At 64.6% G+C, this 17739-nt stretch carries 14 protein-coding genes; all 14 read right to left on the bottom strand.

What is annotated here, in order from left to right; all coding sequences use genetic code 11:
• Positions 1-20: 20 nt before the first annotated feature.
• The 14 genes from NXY83_RS09570 to NXY83_RS09505 all read right to left on the bottom strand — a co-directional run bounded on the left by NXY83_RS09570 (position 21) and on the right by NXY83_RS09505 (position 17674).
• Positions 21-1247, bottom strand: coding sequence for a phosphoglycerate kinase (locus NXY83_RS09570; RefSeq protein WP_258805859.1), 1227 nt, complete (start codon positions 1245-1247; stop codon positions 21-23).
• A gap of 10 nt (positions 1248-1257) precedes the next feature.
• Positions 1258-2268, bottom strand: a complete 1011-nt coding sequence (gene gap / locus NXY83_RS09565) for a type I glyceraldehyde-3-phosphate dehydrogenase (RefSeq protein WP_258805858.1) — start codon at positions 2266-2268, stop codon at positions 1258-1260.
• 262 nt (positions 2269-2530) lie between these two features.
• Positions 2531-3157 (bottom strand): superoxide dismutase, encoded by a 627-nt coding sequence (locus NXY83_RS09560; RefSeq protein ID WP_258805857.1) that lies wholly within the window; start codon positions 3155-3157, stop codon positions 2531-2533.
• Between the two features lie 99 nt (positions 3158-3256).
• The gene (whiA, locus tag NXY83_RS09555) at positions 3257-4237 is read right to left on the bottom strand and encodes a DNA-binding protein WhiA (protein ID WP_258805856.1); all 981 of its coding nucleotides are present in this window, start codon (positions 4235-4237) and stop codon (positions 3257-3259) included.
• 9 nt (positions 4238-4246) lie between these two features.
• Positions 4247-5266 (bottom strand): gluconeogenesis factor YvcK family protein, encoded by a 1020-nt coding sequence (locus NXY83_RS09550; protein WP_258805855.1) that lies wholly within the window; start codon positions 5264-5266, stop codon positions 4247-4249.
• A complete protein-coding gene (gene rapZ, locus NXY83_RS09545; protein WP_258805854.1) occupies positions 5266-6189 on the bottom strand; it encodes an RNase adapter RapZ in 924 nt (307 codons plus the stop codon). Before rapZ ends, NXY83_RS09550 begins: the two co-directional genes overlap by 1 nt.
• A 71-nt stretch (positions 6190-6260) precedes the next feature.
• Positions 6261-8306, bottom strand: coding sequence for an excinuclease ABC subunit UvrC (uvrC, locus tag NXY83_RS09540; RefSeq protein WP_258805853.1), 2046 nt, complete (start codon positions 8304-8306; stop codon positions 6261-6263).
• Positions 8307-8371: 65 nt separating this feature from the next.
• Complete coding sequence (locus NXY83_RS09535; RefSeq protein WP_258805852.1) at positions 8372-9040, bottom strand: lysophospholipid acyltransferase family protein; 669 nt, start codon at positions 9038-9040, stop codon at positions 8372-8374.
• The gene (locus tag NXY83_RS09530) at positions 9027-9743 is read right to left on the bottom strand and encodes an HAD hydrolase-like protein (protein ID WP_258805850.1); all 717 of its coding nucleotides are present in this window, start codon (positions 9741-9743) and stop codon (positions 9027-9029) included. Before NXY83_RS09530 ends, NXY83_RS09535 begins: the two co-directional genes overlap by 14 nt.
• A gap of 69 nt (positions 9744-9812) precedes the next feature.
• On the bottom strand, positions 9813-12737 hold the full coding sequence (gene uvrA, locus NXY83_RS09525) for an excinuclease ABC subunit UvrA (RefSeq protein WP_258805849.1): 2925 nt from the start codon (positions 12735-12737) through the stop codon (positions 9813-9815).
• A gap of 49 nt (positions 12738-12786) precedes the next feature.
• Complete coding sequence (locus NXY83_RS09520; protein WP_258805846.1) at positions 12787-13167, bottom strand: GntR family transcriptional regulator; 381 nt, start codon at positions 13165-13167, stop codon at positions 12787-12789.
• On the bottom strand, positions 13164-14954 hold the full coding sequence (locus NXY83_RS09515; protein WP_397427599.1) for an ABC transporter ATP-binding protein: 1791 nt from the start codon (positions 14952-14954) through the stop codon (positions 13164-13166). Before NXY83_RS09515 ends, NXY83_RS09520 begins: the two co-directional genes overlap by 4 nt.
• Positions 14955-14974: 20 nt before the next feature.
• Positions 14975-16744 (bottom strand): ABC transporter ATP-binding protein, encoded by a 1770-nt coding sequence (locus tag NXY83_RS09510; RefSeq protein WP_258805844.1) that lies wholly within the window; start codon positions 16742-16744, stop codon positions 14975-14977.
• A 150-nt stretch (positions 16745-16894) separates the two neighbouring features.
• Positions 16895-17674, bottom strand: coding sequence for a trans-aconitate 2-methyltransferase (locus tag NXY83_RS09505; RefSeq protein ID WP_258805843.1), 780 nt, complete (start codon positions 17672-17674; stop codon positions 16895-16897).
• Positions 17675-17739: the final 65 nt, after the last annotated feature.

Raw genomic sequence — 17739 nt, 5'->3', positions numbered from 1 at the left:
GAAGGACTTACTGAACGTACCTACCGGTCGAGGACGCTGAGGCCCGGGAGTTCCTTGCCTTCGAGGTACTCCAGGCTGGCGCCACCGCCGGTGGAAATGTGCCCGAACTGGTCGTCGGCGAAGCCAAGCGTCCGTACGGCTGCGGCGGAATCCCCGCCACCCACCACAGTGAACGCCCCGGTTTCGGTCAGGGCCTTGGCGATGGCGCGCGTTCCGGCGGAGAACGCTTCGAACTCGAAGACGCCCATCGGACCGTTCCAGAAGACGGTCCTGGCACCTGTGATCCGCTCCGCGAATGCAGCAGCGGAATCGGGCCCGATGTCCAGCCCGATGCCCTGCGCGCCGAAGCTGCTCTCCTCGATGGCGTCTGCAGCGACGGTTTCGTGGGCAGCGTCTGCAGCAAACTTCTCCGCGACCACCACGTCGGTGGGCACCACGAATTCGGTGCCGGCGTCCGCAGCACGCTTCAGGTAATCCTGGACCACGGGAATCTGGTCTTCCTCAAGCAGGCTTGCAGCCACCTTGTGGCCAGCCGCGGCGAGGAACGTGAACAGCATGCCGCCGCCCACCAGGATGGTGTCAGCCTTGCCCAACAGGTTGTCGATGACGGCGAGCTTGTCCGAAACCTTCGATCCGCCCAGCACCACCACGTAGGGGCGCTGCGTGTCGGCCGTGAGCTTGCGCAGGACCTCTACCTCGGTGTGCACCAGGTCGCCCTGGTAGGACGGGAGCCGGGTGGCGACGTCGTACACGCTGGCGTGCTTGCGGTGCACCGCACCGAAGGCATCATCCACGTAGGCGCCGTTATCCCCGGTCAGCGCCACCAGCTCGTCAGCGAAGGCGCCACGCTCTGCGTCGTCCTTGCTGGTTTCGCGGGCGTCGAAGCGGACGTTCTCCAGGACCAGCACTTCGCCGTCCTGCAGGGACGCTGCAGCTTCCTTTGCGGAACTGCCAACCGTGTCTTCGGCCAGGGAAACCTTGAAGTCCGCCAGCTCCGCCAGGCGGGTGGCTGCGGGGCGGAGGGAGTACTTGTCCTCGGGTGCTCCCTTGGGGCGTCCGAGGTGGGCTGTTACCAGCACGCGGGCACCGGCGTCCGTGAGCTTTGACAGCACTGGAAGTGAGGCCTTGATGCGGCCGTCGTCAGTGACTGTAGAGCCGTCGAGCGGCACATTCAGGTCACTTCGAACCAGAATGTACCGCCCGCGGACACCTTCAGCGATGAGTTCGTTGAGGGTGTGAGATGTCATGTGTCCAACCCTAGCCCAGCTTGGATGCGACAAGCTCCGTAAGGTCAACGAGGCGGTTGGAGTAGCCCCATTCGTTGTCATACCACGAAACAACCTTGACCTGGTTGCCAATCACCTTGGTCAGGCCGGAGTCGAAGATGGACGAAGCGGGGTCGCCGACGATGTCGGAGGAGACGATCGGCTCGTCCGTGTAGGTCAGGAAGCCCTGCAGTTCCTCGGATTCGGCAGCGCGCTTGAGGGCGGCGTTGACTTCCTCCACGGTGGTCTCACGCGAAACGGTGACGGTGAGGTCGGTGGCCGAGCCGGTGGGCACGGGAACGCGGATGGCGTAGCCGTCCAGCTTGCCCTTGAGCTCAGGCAGGACCAGGCCGATGGCCTTGGCTGCACCGGTGGACGTGGGCACCATGTTGATGGCGGCGGCGCGTGCACGGCGGAGGTCGTTGTGCGGGCCGTCCTGCAGGTTCTGGTCAGCGGTGTAGGCGTGGACGGTGGTCATGAGACCGCGCTCGATGCCGAACTCGTCGTTGACCACCTTGGCCAGCGGGCCCAGGCAGTTGGTGGTGCAGGACGCGTTGGAGATGATGTGGTGCGTCGCGTTGTCGTACAGGTTGTGGTTCACGCCCATGACGATGGTGATGTCTTCATCCGATGCCGGGGCGGAGATGAGGACCTTCTTGGCGCCGGCGTCGATGTGCTTCTGCGCTGCGGCAGCCTTGGTGAAGAATCCGGTGGATTCGATGACGATGTCCACGCCCAGCTCGCCCCAGGGGAGGTTGGCGGGATCGCGCTCAGCCAGGACCTTGATGACGTTGCCGTCGACGACGATGTTGCCGTCCTTGACCTCGATGGTTTCCTTCAGGCGGCCGCCGACGGAGTCGTACTTGAACAGGTGCGCCAGGGCCTCGGGGCTGGTGAGGTCGTTGACGGCAACGATCTCCAGGTCCGCGCCTTGTGCAAGTGCTGCGCGGAAGTAGTTGCGGCCAATACGGCCAAAGCCGTTGATACCAATACGGGTCGTCACTTTTTCAGTCTCCTTGGTGCTTTGAAGAAGCACTACTAGTTGAGCGGGCGTTCAAGCCAACTAACAGATCCCGCACGCCATTGGGCAGAGATGATTTACAAACGGAGGGCGACCAGCCTCATTGCTGAAGGCTAACCGCCTTCCGTGACCCATCTTACGTTTAACTGGGTCCGCCCCCGCAAGTGCGGGGGCGGACGGTCCACATCGCGGCCTCTTTAAGTCCGAATGTGAAGCTTGTTACATGCGCATGTAGCGCGCGTCACTACGCGACGGTGATGAGTCCCGTGGCGTTGCTGCGTGCTGCCTCGAACCGCTTGGCGACATCGGCCCAGTTGACGATGTTCCAGAAGGCCTTGACGTAGTCGGCCTTGACGTTGACGTAGTCCAGGTAGAAGGCGTGCTCCCACATGTCGAGCATCAGCAGCGGGGTGGTGCCCAGTGCCACGTTGCCCTGCTGGTCGTACAGCTGCTCGATGACCAGGTTTCCGCCGATGGGCTCGTAGGCCAGGAAACCCCAGCCCGAGCCCTGCAGGCCAAGGGCCGCTGCGGAGAACTGGGCACGGAAGGCATCGAAGGAGCCGAAGGCGTCGTCGATGGCCGCGGCCAGCTCACCTTCGGGCTTGTCGCCGCCGTCCGGGGAGAGGTTGTTCCAGAACACGGAGTGGTTGACATGTCCGCCGGTGTGGAACGCGAGGTCCTTGGAGAGCCGGTTGATGTTGGCGAAGTCGCCCTTTTCACGTGCCTCGGCCATCTGTGCCAGGGCGTTGTTTGCACCTGCCACATAGGCTGCGTGGTGCTTGCTGTGGTGCAGCTCCATGATCCGCGCAGAGATGTGCGGTTCGAGGGCGGCGTAGTCGTAGCTGAGTTCCGGCAATACGTACTCGGTCACAAAATCCTCCAATATCGTGGACACTCGGTCCGGTTGGTAACTCTCGGATTGTGCATCCGGGCGGCTGGCGCCCGGAATCATTTTGATTCTATGGGGCGCTCACTCGTCCAGCATTTCGGGCGTCACATTGGCATCCGTGCCGGGAATGCCCAGGTCAAGTGCCCGTTTGTCCGCCATAGCCAGCAGGCGGCGGATCCGTCCTGCTATCGCGTCCTTGGTCATGACGGGATCGGCGAGCCGTCCAAGTTCGTCAAGGCTGGCCTGTTTGTGCGCCACCCGCAGTTCACCGGCGTACTTCAGGTGCTCGGGAACGTCGTCGCCCAGGATCTCCAGGGCACGGTCCACACGGGCCCCCGCGGCGACGGCGGCCTGTGCCGAGCGGCGGAGGTTGGCGTCGTCGAAGTTGGCCAGGCGGTTGGCGGTGGCACGGACTTCCTTGCGCATCCGCCGTTCCTCCCAGACCATCAGCGCGTCATGCGCGCCCATGCGGGTGAGGAGTGCGGCGATGGTGTCGCCGTCCCGGATGACGACGCGGTCCACTCCCCTGACTTCGCGTGCCTTGGCCTGGATATCCAGCCGGCGGGCGGCGCCCACGAGGGCCAGTGCCGATTCCGGGCCGGGGCACGTGACCTCCAACGACGAGGAGCGGCCGGGTTCCGTGAGCGATCCGTGCACCAGGAATGCCCCGCGCCAGACGGCCTCGGCGTCCGCTGCGGAGCCATTGACGACGGCGGACGGCAGCCCGCGCACCGGCCTGCCACGGCCATCGAGGAGGCCTGTCTGGCGGGCCAGCGCCTCGCCGTCGCGCACCACCCTGACCACGTAGCGGCTGGCACGCCGGAGTCCGCCTGCGGACACCACGATGATCTCGCTTTGGTGGCCGTAGACCTCCGCGATGGCCGCCCGCAGCCGCCGGGCGGTGGAGGCCAGATCAACTTCGGCCTCGATCACGATCCGGCCGGAAATGATGTGGAGTCCGCCTGCAAAGCGGAGCATCGCGGATACTTCCGCCTTGCGCACTGATGACTTTTTGATGTCCAGACGGGACAGTTCTTCCTTGACTGATGCTGTCAGTGCCATGGCACCTTCCTAACTGTTCCCAAAAATGTCCTGGTACGCCGTCGCCAGACGCAGGGGGTCATGGACGGGCCGGCGTCCCGACGCCCCTACTTTACCCAAGACCACCTCGGCGCCGATCATCCCGGCTGCCTTCTCGAACTCCTGCCTGTCGGGAACGGACGCGGGATCAGCCAGGACAACGTCCACCGTGAACTCCGGAGCATAGCGCCGCAGCACGTCGAGGTGGTCGGCGGCTGTCATGCCGGACGTTTCCTTGGTGTCGGTTGCAAGGTTCATGGTGAGGCACCGCTTGGCAGGGGTGTGGCACAGCGCCTGCCGCATTTCGGGCAGGAGCAGGTGGGGCAGCACGGAGGTGTACCAGGAGCCGGGGCCCAGGATGACCCAGTCCGCAAGCTCGATGGCCGTGAGTGCCTCGGTGCAGGCGGGCGCCGCTTCCGGCAGGAGCCGCATCTGCTCCAGCGAACCCGCGACAGCGCAGCGAGCCTGCCCGTAGATGGTTTGCAGCTCTGATTCACCGTTGGGGGCCGTGACCCGGACGTCCCCTTCAATGGTCAGCGGCTCCGTGGACATGGGCAGCACCTGGCCGCGCGCGCCGAGCAGTGCACCCGCCCACTTGAGCCCGGCGACCGCGTCGCCAAGCAATTCCCAGAGGGTGACGATCAGCAGGTTGCCCATCGCGTGCTCATCGAGGGAGCCGCCGGGGCCATTACGGGGATGGAAGCGGTGCTGCATCACGTCACGCCACGTCCGGCCCCAGTCGGTGTCGTCACACAAAGCCGACAGTGCCATTCGCAGGTCCCCCGGCGGAAGGACGCCGTACTCCTCGCGCAGACGCCCGGATGAGCCGCCGTCGTCCGCTACCGTCACGATGGCCGTGAGCTCGGAGGTGAGCAGCCGCAGCGCCGACAGGGAGGCTGACAGGCCGTGCCCGCCACCGAGGGCAACGACATTTGGTCCCTTGTCCTGCTGGGCCTTCGCAGTTCCGGACGCAGGCGGAACCAGCGGAAGCGCGCCCGTGAACACCGCCATTACTCGCGGCCCAGGTCCCGGTGCGTGGTGGTCACGGTAACCCGGGGGAACTGCGCAAGTTTCTTGGAAAGTTCGACGGCGACAGCGACTGAACGGTGCTTGCCGCCTGTGCAGCCCACGGCGATGGTGGCGTAGTGCTTGTTTTCCCGGCGGTAGCCGTCAAGGACGGGCTCAAGGGCCATGACATAGCGGTCCACGAAGTTCTTGACGCCCTCGGCTTCGAGCACGTAGTCGCTGACGTCCTTGTCCAGCCCCGTGTGCGGGCGCAGCTGCGGCACCCAGTGCGGGTTGGGGATGAACCGGACGTCGGCCACGTAGTTGGAGTCGACGGGCAGGCCGTACTTGAAGCCAAAGCTCATGATGTTCAGGCGGAGCGCCACCGGGCCGGTCTCGCTGAAAAGCTCGGTGATTGCGGTGGCCAGTCCGTGGACGTTGTAGCCGGAAGTGTCCAGTACGACGTCGGAGCTGTCGCGCAGTTCCTGGAGCAGCTCGCGTTCTGCAGCGATGCCGTCGAGGATGCGGCCGCCGCCCTGCAGGGGGTGCGGCCGGCGCCCCTGCTCAAAGCGGCGCACCAGGACGTTGTCGCTCGCGTCGAGGAACAGCACACGGAAGGTGACGCCGCTGGCGGCAAGGGCTCCCAGCGCGGCCCGGATGTCAGCGAAGAGGCCCTTGCTCCGGACATCGATCACCACGGCCAGGCGCGGAATGGACTGCGGGGCGTGCGAGACGAGTTCGGCTAGCGTTCCCAGCATCTGCGGCGGCAGGTTCTCAACGACGTACCAGCCGTGGTCCTCAAGCGCGTCAGCGGCTGTACTCCGCCCGGCGCCGGACATCCCGGTGACCACCAGCAGCTCCGCTTCGAGCGGCTTAACGGGCTTCATCCCGTCCTGCCCGGCTCCGGATTCCGCCGTCGTGTCTGCCATTAAGTGCGCCCCGTTTCTGTTGTTGTCACGCGGGGTGGCCGCCCTGGCGGAAACCCCGCTCTTTACCCTAGCTAAGTTTCAATGATTTCGCCGGTGGTCATGTTGATGGCCGGCACGGAAACCGCGGCAGGGCCCTCGGCAGAGAAGTGGTTCACGATGGCAGTGGCCAGTGCAGGCCCGATACCCTTCGCCTGGGAGAGCTCCTCCGCGGAGGCCGCCTTGACACTCTTGACGGATCCGAAATGGGCGAGGAGTGCTTTGCGTTTCGAGGCCCCCAGCCCCGGTACGCCATCCAGCGCGGAGACGGTCATGGCCTTGCCCCGCTTTTGCCGGTGGAACGTGATGGCGAAGCGGTGGGCCTCATCGCGGATGCGCTGCAACAGATACAGCCCCTGCGAGGTGCGCGGCAGGATGACCGGGAAGTCACTGTTCGGAAGCCATACCTCTTCGAGACGCTTGGCCAGGCCCACCACGTAAACGTCATCGATGCCAAGGTCCGCGAGGGCGCGTGCTGCCGCATTCACCTGGGGCTTGCCGCCATCAACCACCACGAGGTTGGGCGGATAGGCGAACTTTGCACGCGGCGCAGGAGTGGTGGTGTCCAGCACGCTGGCTTCCACAGCCGGTTCGTGCGGGACAGGGATCTGCTGTTCGGGGTCCAGCGGTTCGGGGCCAAGCTGTTCAGGATTCAGCGCAGACTCATCCACCTGCGCGGACTTGTCCTTCAGGTAGTGCCGGAACCGCCGGGTCAGGACGTCATGCATCGCGGCGGTGTCATCAGAGGCCGCGGGGCCAGTCACGGAGAACTTGCGGTAATCGGACTTCTTGGGCAGCCCGTCCTCCACCACCACCATGGAGGCCACCACGTTGGTGCCCTGGACGTGGGAGACGTCGAAGCATTCGATGCGCAGCAGCGGCACCGGCAGGTCGAGTGCTTCCTGCAGTTCCTGGAGCGCCAGCGACCTGACGGTGATGTCACCTGCCCGCCGTGTTTTATGCAGTTTCAGGGCATGCTCAGCGTTTTCCCGGACCGTGGACATCAGTGCTGCCTTGTCGCCGCGCTGCGGGACCCGGATATCCACTTTGGCGCCCCGGATGCCGGCCAGCCACTGCCCCAGTTCAGCGGCATTGCTGGGCTCCACCGGAACCAGCACCTCACGGGGCAGCCGGCCGTGGCTGTCACCGTCGCCGCCATAGACCTGCTGCAGGAGGTGCTCCACGAGGTCCGGAGTGGTGGAATCCTCCACCTTTTCCACCACCCAGCCGCGCTGGCCGCGGATCCTGCCGCCGCGGACGTGGAACACCTGCACGGCAGCTTCGAGTTCATCCTCGTGGAGGGCGAAGACATCGGCGTCGGTTTCTTCGGCGAGCACCACAGCGTTCCGCTCGAAGACTTTGCGCAGTGCGGTGATGTCATCGCGGATCCTGGCCGCACGCTCGTAATCGAGCTCTCCCACGGCTTCGCCCATCTGCCTTTCCAGCTTGGCGATGAAGCGCTTGGCCTCACCGCCCATAAAGGCGCAGAAATCCTCTGCCAGGGCCCGGTGATCGTCCGGGGAAATGCGGCCCACGCAAGGTGCCGAGCATTTGTCGATGTAGCCCAGGAGGCACGGCCGTCCGCTCGCTTCGGCACGCTTGAACACGCCGCCGCTGCAGCTGCGCACCGGAAAGACGCGAAGCAGGGTGTCCATGGTTTCCCGGATTGCGCCGGCCGTGTACGGGCCAAAGTAGCGGGTGCCCTTTTTCTTGTCCCCGCGCATCACCTGGACGCGCGGATATTTTTCACCCATGGTGACAGCCAGGTAGGGGTAGGTCTTGTCGTCCCGGAACACCACGTTGAACCGCGGCTTGAATTCCTTGATCCAGGTGTATTCCAGCTGCAGCGATTCCAGTTCGCTGCCCACCACCGTCCATTCCACGCTGCTGGCAGCATGGATCATGGCGTAGGTTTTCGGCAGCAGCCCGGCAGGGTTGGCGAAATAGGAGTTCAGCCGCGACCGGAGGCTTTTCGCCTTGCCCACGTAGATGACCCGGCCGTGCGGATCACGGAACCGGTACACCCCCGGATTGGTGGGGATTTCACCCGTCCTGGGCCTGTAACTTGCTGGATTTGCCACCTATACAGTCTACTAAGCCTCTTCCGGTGGCTTTGCCAGCCCGGTGCAGGGCCGCGCGTCGGTGCCTACTCGATGACCTTGCTCTGGTTGTAGCTGGTGGACCGCTCCTGCCCGCTCAGTTCGGCGATCGCATCCATGACCCGGTCCGTCACTTCGCGCCGTGCGGGCAGCGAGTGGTCCGGCCCGGTCTTGTCGAAATACAGCGGCTCCCCCACCTTCATGGTGAAGTGCTGGGGCTTCACACCCTTCTCGCCCGCCCGCTGCAGGTTTTCCGTTCCAATCAGGCCCACCGGGATGACCGGCGCCCCGGTAGTCAGGGCCAGCCAGCCCACGCCCGTGCGTCCGCGGTAAAGGATGCCGTCCCGGGAACGGGTGCCCTCCGGGTAGATGCCGATTCCCCGGCCCGATTCCAGGATGTCCAACAGGGTCTTGAGCGCCTGGACGCTCGCCGCCTGCTCGCCGCGTTCCACGGGGATGGATCCCACGGACTCGAAGAACGCCTTCATGACCTTGCCCTTGGCGCCACCGGTGGTGAAGTACTCGGCCTTCGCGAAGAAGGCGACAGGGCGTGGCATCAGGGCCTGCACAATAACGCTGTCAAAGAAGGACAGGTGGTTGGGAGCCACGATGAACGGCCCGTCCGACGGGACATTGTCGAGTCCGAGGACGCTGGGCCGGCAGGTGCCGGAAATCAGGCTGCGCGTGGTCCAGCGGACCGCCTCAAACATTGCCATCGTTGGTCACCTCGCTCATGGCGGCCGCGTGGATGGCCTGCAACCGGTCGATGGCCTTCACCAGTTCCCCCGCGTCATGGACCACGGTGACCGAACCGGCATCCTCAAGTTCGCCGTCGGGAGCGAATCCCCACGCCACGCCGATGCAGTCGAGCCCGTTGGCGATGGCCCCTGATACATCCTGGGCACGGTCCCCCACCATAACCGCGTGCTGGGTGTCCAGGTCCCTCAGCGCAGCGGCGATAATTTCGGTCTTCCCCAGCGGAACGCCCTCGACGGCTGTTTCGTCATCCGCCGAACCGCGGATGGTCCGGAAATACCCGTCTATTCCGTAATGGGCCAGGACGGTCCGGGCCAGCTTCTGGGGTTTCTGGGTGGCCACAGCCACGGGCGTCCCCGCAGCCACAAAGGATTCCAGGACTTCACGGATGCCCGGGTAAAGCCGGCCCTGGCCAATACCGGTGGCCACGTAGTACTCCCGGTAGCGCCGGATGACCTCGTCAAGGAGGCCGGCCGGAACCTGGGCCACGTTAAGGAGTGAGTCGCTCAGCTTCGGGCCGATCATCGCATCGAGCAGGTCCTGGCCGGGAACAGGAAGGCCCAGCCCGCGAAGGGCCGAGGCAATTCCGTCTGTTATCCCACCGGCCGGATCGACAAGAGTGCCGTCCAGGTCAAAGATCACGGGCACTGTTGTTGAAGTCACCGGGTTAGTTTCTCACGACAGGAGTCGTGCCTGAAACTCGCATTCCGGCAGCGGAATACTTCTCCTGTTTCAGCCCAGGATTTCGGCCAGGAAGGTGGCCGTGTGGCTGGACGTAGAGGTCGCGACCTGCTCGGGCGTTCCGGTGGCCACGATCTGTCCGCCGCCGGAACCGCCGTCCGGCCCGAGATCAACGATCCAGTCCGCGCTCTTGATGACATCCAGGTTGTGCTCGATGGTGATGACCGTGTTGCCCTTGTCCACCAGCCCCTGCAGGACCATCAGCAGCTTGCGGATGTCCTCGAAGTGCAGGCCGGTGGTGGGCTCGTCCAGGACGTAGACGCTGCGGCCGTTGGACCGTTTCTGCAGTTCAGCGGCCAGCTTCACGCGCTGCGCCTCACCGCCGGAGAGCGTGGTGGCAGGCTGCCCCAGCCGGACGTAACCCAGCCCCACGTCCACCAGCGTGTTCAGGTGGCGGGCGATGGGCGAGAACGCTGCAAAGAATTCCGCGCCCTCCTCGATCGGCATGTTGAGGACATCCGCGATGGTCTTGCCCTTGTAGTGCACTTCCAGGGTTTCCCGGTTGTAGCGCGCACCGTGGCACACCTCGCAGGGGACGTAGACGTCCGGCAGGAAGTTCATCTCGATCTTCAGCGTGCCGTCACCGGAGCAGGCTTCGCACCGTCCGCCTTTGACATTGAAGGAGAAGCGGCCGGGAAGGTAGCCGCGCACCTTCGCCTCAGTGGTTTCCGCGAAAAGCTTGCGGATGTTGTCGAAGACGCCGGTGTAGGTGGCGGGGTTGGAGCGCGGCGTACGCCCGATGGGGCTCTGGTCCACGTGGACCACCTTGTCCAGATGCTCCAGGCCCTGGACAGTCTTGTGCCGTCCGGCGACCTGCTTGGCGCCGTTGAGCTTGTTGGCCAGCACCTTGTACAGGATCTCGTTGACCAGGGTGGACTTTCCCGAGCCGCTCACACCGGTCACCGCCGTGAAAAGGCCCAGCGGGAACGCGGCGTCAACGTTAACCAGGTTGTTTTCCCGCGCGCCCACAACCTTGAGTTCGCGCTTCTTGTCGTACTTGCGGCGCTTCTTCGGCACTTCAATGCTCTTGCGCCCCGACAGGTAATCACCGGTCAGCGAGGCCGTGTTCTCCAGGAGCTCCTTGTAGGAACCGGAGTGGACCACCTGGCCGCCGTGCTCACCGGCACCCGGTCCGATGTCCACAATCCAGTCGGCGACCTGGATGGTGTCCTCGTCGTGTTCCACCACGATAAGGGTGTTGCCCATGTCACGAAGCCTGGTAAGGGTATCGATGAGGCGCCGGTTGTCGCGCTGGTGCAGCCCGATGGACGGCTCGTCCAGGACGTACAGCACTCCCACGAGGCCCGAGCCGATCTGGGTGGCCAGCCGGATACGCTGCGCTTCACCGCCGGAGAGGGTGGCAGACGGACGCTCGAGGTTCAGGTACTCCAGCCCCACGTCCAGGAGGAACGTCAGGCGCGCCTGGATCTCCTTGAGCACCTGGTGGGCGATCTGGGCTTCGCGGCCAGTGAGCACCAGGTTGTTCAGGAACTCCGCGCAGTCACGCATGGGAAGCGCCGCGACGTCGGCAATGGACTTGCCGTTGATCAGCACCGACAGGGATGCGGGGTTAAGGCGCGCACCGTTGCAGGCAGGGCAGGGAATCTGCCGCATGTACTCTTCATAGCGGTCGCGGGCCCAGTCGGAGTCAGTCTCGCCATGCTTCCGGTGGACGTACTGGATAGCTCCTTCGAAGCCGGTACTGTACTTACGCTCCCGGCCGAAGCGGTTGCGGTACTGCACCACCACTTTGTGGTCCTTGCCGTGCAGGACCGTCTGCCGGACGTCCTTGCCCAGCTTCTCCCAGGGGGTGTTCATGGAGAATCCGAGTTCCTTGGCGAGGCCCTCCAGGAGCCGGTTCCAGTACTCGGTAGTGGCTGTTCCCAGCGACCAGGGAGCAATGGCCCCCTCGGACAATGAGAGCTCCGGGTTGGGGACGATGAGTTCCTCGTCCACCTCGAGCCTCGTTCCGATGCCGCTGCAGGCCGCGCAGGCGCCGAAAGGGTTGTTGAAGGAGAAGGACCGCGGCTCGATCTCGTCGATCGCGAGGGGATGCTCGTTGGGGCACGCCAGGTTCTCGGAGAAAGCCCGGAGGCGCCGGGGATCGTCCGCTTCAAGGTCCACAAACTCTGCAAGGACGCGGCCCTCTGCCAGGCCCAGGGCAGTTTCGATGGAGTCGGTGAGCCGCTGGCTGATGCCTTCCTTGACCACCAGGCGGTCCACCACCACCTCGATGGTGTGCTTGAACTGCTTGCCCAGCTTGGGCGGATCGCTCAGCTGGACGAGGTCGCCGTCGACCCTTGCCCGGGAGTAGCCCTTGGCGCTGAGCTCCTTGAAGAGATCGACGAATTCACCCTTGCGTCCACGCACCACCGGGGCAAGTACCTGGAAGCGGGTGCCTTCATCCAGCTCCAGGAGCTGGTCGACGATCTGCTGCGGCGTTTGCTTGGCCACGGGCTCCCCGCAGACCGGGCAGTGCGGGCGGCCTACACGCGCCCAGAGCAGGCGCATGTAGTCGTAGATTTCGGTAATGGTGCCCACTGTGGAGCGCGGGTTCTTGCTGGTGGACTTCTGGTCGATGGAGACCGCCGGCGAGAGGCCTTCAATAAAGTCGACGTCCGGCTTGTCCACCTGGCCGAGGAATTGCCGGGCGTAGGCTGACAACGACTCCACGTAGCGGCGCTGGCCCTCAGCAAAGATCGTGTCGAACGCCAGCGAGGACTTTCCGGAGCCGGAAAGGCCTGTGAAGACGATCATCGCATCCCGCGGCAGGTCAAGGTCCACATTGCGCAGGTTGTGCTCCCTGGCGCCTTTAACCACCAGACGGGAAAGGTCCGGGCGATGGAGGGTGGCAGCGGAGGGTACGGCGACGGAAGCGGACTGGACGGCGGTTTCTTCAGCTACGGCTTTAGGCACCCCATAATGCTAATCGAAAACTTCTTCGAACATCCACGCGGCAGGATGCTCAACCGGCGTCATAGGCTGCGGCCAGCAGCTTAACGGCCTCGGCGAACGTGGCGCCCTGTGACTTCGCGGCTTCCGCGTAGGCCGCCGCCGCGGCAGACAGCCCACTGAGGCGTTCGTCACGTGCACAGACCACAGTCCCGTTCCTGCCGCGGGTGGCCACGATCCCGGCTGTCTCCAGCTCCTTATAGGCCCGTGCGACGGTGTGCGGCGCCACGTCCAACCGCTCGGCAAGCGCCCGGACGGCGGGAAGCCGGGTGCCTGCGGGCAGTGCCCCGCTGTCCACCAGGTGGATGATCCGCAGCCGCAACTGCTCAAACAGTGCCACCGTGCTGGCAGCGTTGGGTTTCCATCCCCCGGGGAACTCCGGTGCAGTCTTCACAGCCCCGCCTCCAGGACGCCCGAACGCCCGGCGACCGTGGAGAACTGCGCGTTGTAGAGCCGGGCGTAATATTTGTTCGCCGCCAGGAGGCTTTGGTGCGTGCCCTGTTCAACGATGCGTCCGTGGTCCATGACCAGAATTAGATCAGCGTTCCGGATTGTCGACAAACGGTGGGCGATCACAAAGCTTGTCCTGTTGTGCCTAAGACGCTGCATTGCCTGCCGGATCAGCAGTTCGGTCCTGGAGTCCACCGAACTGGTTGCTTCGTCCAGGATCAGCACCGAACGGCCGACCAGTTGAGCCCGGGCAATGGTGATGAGCTGGCGCTGGCCCTGGCTGAGGGGTTCGCCGCCGTTCTCCAGGACAGTGTCGTATCCGTGGGGCAGTGACCGTACGAAGCGGTCCACATAACTGGCCTCCGCCGCTTCCAGAATGTCCGCCTCGGCTGCGCCGGGCAGCCCGTAGGCGATGTTTTCCCGGATGGTGCCCGCAAAAAGCCATGCATCCTGGAGCACGACGCCAAACTGTGCGCGCAGCCGGTCCGGTGAGATGGCGGAAATGTCCGTTCCGCCCATGGTGATCCGCCCCGATCCCGGCTCGCAGAACCGCATCAGCAGGTTCACCACTGTAGTCTTCCCGGCTCCGGTGTGGCCCACGATGGCGACGGTTTGTCCGGATTCCACCTTGAAGGAAAGGTTCCGAACCGCCGGGGCCGAACCCGGATAGCCGAAGGTCACGTCATCGAAAACAATTGGCCCATCCGCCGGGTCCCGTGTCTCCGGACCCTCCGCCGGCGAGCAGTCCTCTTCCGCATCCAGAAGGGCAAAAACGCGGGCTGCGGACGCTGCGCACGACTGCATGAGGTTGAGTTGGCCGCCGATCTGCCCCACGGGCTGCGTGAAGAGCCTGCTGAACTGGATGAAGGCCTGGATGCCGCCGATGGTCATGGCTCCTGCAATGACCTGGAGCGCCCCGACCACCGCCACGGCTATGTAGTTCAGGTTGGACATGAGCACCATCAGGGGCTGGACAACACCGGCCGAAAACTGGGCTTTGATTGCTGCGCGCGCCAGCCGCCTGTTGCTTTGGGCGAACACTTCGGCGGCCCGGGACTCGTGCCCGAAGGCTTTGATCACTTCGTGGCCGGTGATGGACTCTTCCACGTGCGCGTTGAGCTCGCCGGTTTCGGTCCACTGGCGGGCGAACTGGGCCTGCGACCGGCGCGCCACCAGCACCGTGATGCACATTGAGAGGGGGACGGTGGCCAGCGCTATGCCTGCCAGCAGCGGCGAGATCCACAGCATCATGGCCAGTGAACCGCACAGCATCAGCACCGACATGATCAGCTGCGTCAGGAGCTGGTTCATGGCCTGGGAAATGTTGTCGATGTCGTTGGTTGCGCGGCTCAGCACATCGCCCCGGGAACGCTCGCGGAAGTAGGTGGCGGGCAGGCGGTGCAGCTTATCCTCAACCGAGGCGCGCAGCCCGTACATCAGGCCCTGCACGGAGCGGGCCGTCAGCGCGCCCTGGATCCAGTTGAACATTGACGCGAAGACGTACATTACCGCCACGGCGGACAACAGGATGACGAGGCGGTCCTGGTCGGTGCCACCGTGGAAGACGCCGTCCACAATGACATCAGTGGCGTCGCCAAGGTACTTTGGCGCGGCAACGTTCAGGCCGGCGAACGCGCACGTGGCTGCCACAGCTCCCAGCATGAGGTGACGGAACGGCCGCAGCAGCCCGAGGAGCCTGCCTGAAGTGGGCCAGAATCCGTCTGCCGGCATCGCGACGTCGGCCGTCCCTGTCACAGGGGGCCGTCCAGTGCCAGCTGGGATTCCGCAATTTCACGGTACGTGGAGGACGTCTCCAGCAGCTCGTGGTGCTTTCCCTGCGCGACGACGCAGCCGCCGTCGACCACCAGGATCAGGCCCGCTTCCTCCACCGCTGATACGCGCTCGGCCACAACAACAACCGTGGCTGAGGCGAGTTCAGCGTCCAGCGCCTGCCGCAGCCTGGCGTCCGTGTCGTAGTCCAGTGCCGAAAAGCTGTCGTCAAAGAGATACAGGGATGACTTGCGCAGCAGGGCCCGCGCGATGCACAGGCGCTGCCGCTGGCCTCCGGACAGTTTGGTTCCGCCCTGGCCTACCGGTGTAGCCAGCCCCAGCGGCAGGTTGCGCATGAACCGCATGGTCTGCGCCTTTTCCAGGACTGCCCAGAGTTCCTCATCGGACGCATCAGGTGCAGCCATTCGCAGGTTGTCGGCAATGGTCCCCGAGAACAGGTGGGAGTGCTGCGGCACGATTGACATCGCTCCGCGCAGCACGCCCAGCGGCAACTCCTTAATGTTCACGCCGGCCAGGCTGATCTCTCCCTCGGTGAGGTCGAGGAAGCGCGGGATCAGGTTCAGGAGTGTGGACTTTCCGCTGCCCGTGGATCCCACGATGGCGGTAGTGGTGCCCGGCCTGGCCTTGAAGCTGATGCCGGCCAGGACTGGTGCTTCTGCTCCGGGGTAGGAGAAGCCGACTCCCTTGAACTCCAAAGTTCCGGGCTCCACGGATGGAACCGGTCCGTTCCTTGGGGCAGCGGGAAGCGGAGGTGCGCCGGGGGCCCCTGTGTCGCGGACCGAGGGTTCGGTGTCCAGGACAGCGGAGATCCGTTCTGCGCACACGGCTGCGCGCGGTGCTGTCATCAGCACGTACATCGCCATCATGATGGCCATGAGGATCTGCATGATGTAGGCAATGAAGGCCGTGAGCGCCCCGATGTTCATCTGGCCGGCCTGGATGCGTTGGCCGCCGAACCACACAATTGCTACCGAGGAGAGGTTCACCACCAGCATGATCAGCGGGAGCATGGCGGCCACCAGCAGCGCGGACTGGAGGTTGTTCAGGGTGAGGCTGTTGTTGGCACGGGCGAAACGACCCGCTTCATGCTCCTGGCGCACGAAGGCCCGGATAACGCTTGCCCCGATGATTTGTTCGCGCAGGATTCCGCCCGCGTTGTCCAGCAGGTCCTGCCCTTCACGGTAGAGCGGGACCAGGCGCCGGACGATGAGGGACATGATCAGGAGGAGCAGGGGCACGATGACGATGACCACTGCTGATAGCCCCACGTCCTGCTGGAGCGCGAGAATGATGCCGCCCAGGCCCATCGCGGGCCCCGCCACCAGCAAGGTGAACACCAGGACCGCGAACGCCTGGATCTGCTGCGTGTCGTTGGTTGCGCGCGTTGTCAGGCTCTGGGTCCCGAAGCCCGCGACCTCCCGGGAGGACAGGGACTGGATCTTCGAGAAGATCTCCGCCCGGAGCTGGTGTCCCAAGCCCATGGCCACAACGGCTCCAAGGTATCCGGCCGCGATCGCCGCCCCGGTCTGGACTACGGCAATCCCTGCCATCAGGACCCCCAGGCGGGTGATCACTTCCGTGTTGCCGGCAACGATGCCGTCGTCAATGATTGCGGCATTTATGGTGGGCAGCAGCAGGTTGGCGGCGGCCTGGACCAGCTGGAGAATCACGATGGCGGAGACGGAAGCCTTGCGGCCCTTGAGAAGCCGCACCATTAATCCGATCAGCAACGCACACCCTCCAGTAAAGGTCAGGAAGCCGACGGGGGCGGTAGCTTCTCCCCCAATAAGCCACATCCGACAGTGTAGGCCAGATCACTTTCAAATACTGTCAACTTTCATGACCACGACAGTAGAGATTGTCCAGCGAATGGACTTTATTCAGCCATCCTTGCGGCCCACTGCGAAGATCCTGCGGAAAGGAAACACTGTGCCGTGCCGCCCCTGGCGGTACGCCCTCCGCAGTGCCGCTGCATATTCGGCTTCGAACTGTGCCCCGTCCGCCGGCGAAAGCGCTGCCAGCACGGGCCGCAGCGCCGTACCCCGCACCCATTCCAGGACGGGGTCAGGGCCGGGCAAAACCTGCTGGTAGGTGGTTTCCCAGGCATCTGCCGTGCACCCTGCGTCGAGCAGGATGTGCAGGTAGTCCGCCGGTTGCCCCACCGACTCTCCGCCGCGCAGCACGCCGTCGAGCTCCGGCCTCCAGCGCTTCGAGGCCGCGAGATCCCGCATCAGCGCATGTGACGGTGCGTTGAAGTTCCCCGGCGCCTGCATGGCGAACCAGGCTCCGGGACCCAGTGCGGCCAGCCATGACCGCATCATGTCCTGGTGCCCGGGCACCCACTGCAGGGCCGCGTTGCTGACCACAACGTCAGTTCCGGCCGGCGGCATCCACTCGGAGATGTCTGCCTGTTCGAAATGCAAGGACGGGATCTGTCCTGCCAGTTTCCCTGCCTTGGCCAGCATGTCCGCCGAGGAGTCGAGGCCCACCACTTCCGCCGCGGGCCACCGCTCAGTGAGCGTGGCGGTAAGGTTGCCCGGGCCACAGCCCAGGTCAACCACCCGGGTTGGCCGGTCAGCGTGAACCCTGGCGGTGAGGTCGAAAAACGGCCGGTCGCGGTAGTCGCCAAACTGGACGTACTTGGCGGGATCCCATTTCATAGGCTTCTCCACTGTCTGGTGCTGTCACTGGTATCGCGAAGCCTAACCGGACCGGGACGGACTTC

The sequence above is a fragment of the Pseudarthrobacter sp. NS4 genome, assembly GCF_024758005.1.
Lineage (GTDB): Bacteria > Actinomycetota > Actinomycetes > Actinomycetales > Micrococcaceae > Arthrobacter.
This window is presented reverse-complemented; position numbering and strand designations above follow the sequence as displayed.

What these genes read in the sequence shown, in the direction of transcription:
- NXY83_RS09570 (WP_258805859.1), bottom strand. Translation starts at nt 1,247, where the DNA reads ATGACATCTCACACCCTCAACGAACTCATCGCTGAAGGTGTCCGCGGG.
- whiA (WP_258805856.1), bottom strand. Translation starts at nt 4,237, where the DNA reads ATGGCACTGACAGCATCAGTCAAGGAAGAACTGTCCCGTCTGGACATC.
- NXY83_RS09550 (WP_258805855.1), bottom strand. Translation starts at nt 5,266, where the DNA reads ATGGCGGTGTTCACGGGCGCGCTTCCGCTGGTTCCGCCTGCGTCCGGA.
- rapZ (WP_258805854.1), bottom strand. Translation starts at nt 6,189, where the DNA reads ATGGCAGACACGACGGCGGAATCCGGAGCCGGGCAGGACGGGATGAAG.
- NXY83_RS09535 (WP_258805852.1), bottom strand. Translation starts at nt 9,040, where the DNA reads ATGGCAATGTTTGAGGCGGTCCGCTGGACCACGCGCAGCCTGATTTCC.
- NXY83_RS09515 (WP_397427599.1), bottom strand. Translation starts at nt 14,954, where the DNA reads ATGCCGGCAGACGGATTCTGGCCCACTTCAGGCAGGCTCCTCGGGCTG.
- NXY83_RS09505 (WP_258805843.1), bottom strand. Translation starts at nt 17,674, where the DNA reads ATGAAATGGGATCCCGCCAAGTACGTCCAGTTTGGCGACTACCGCGAC.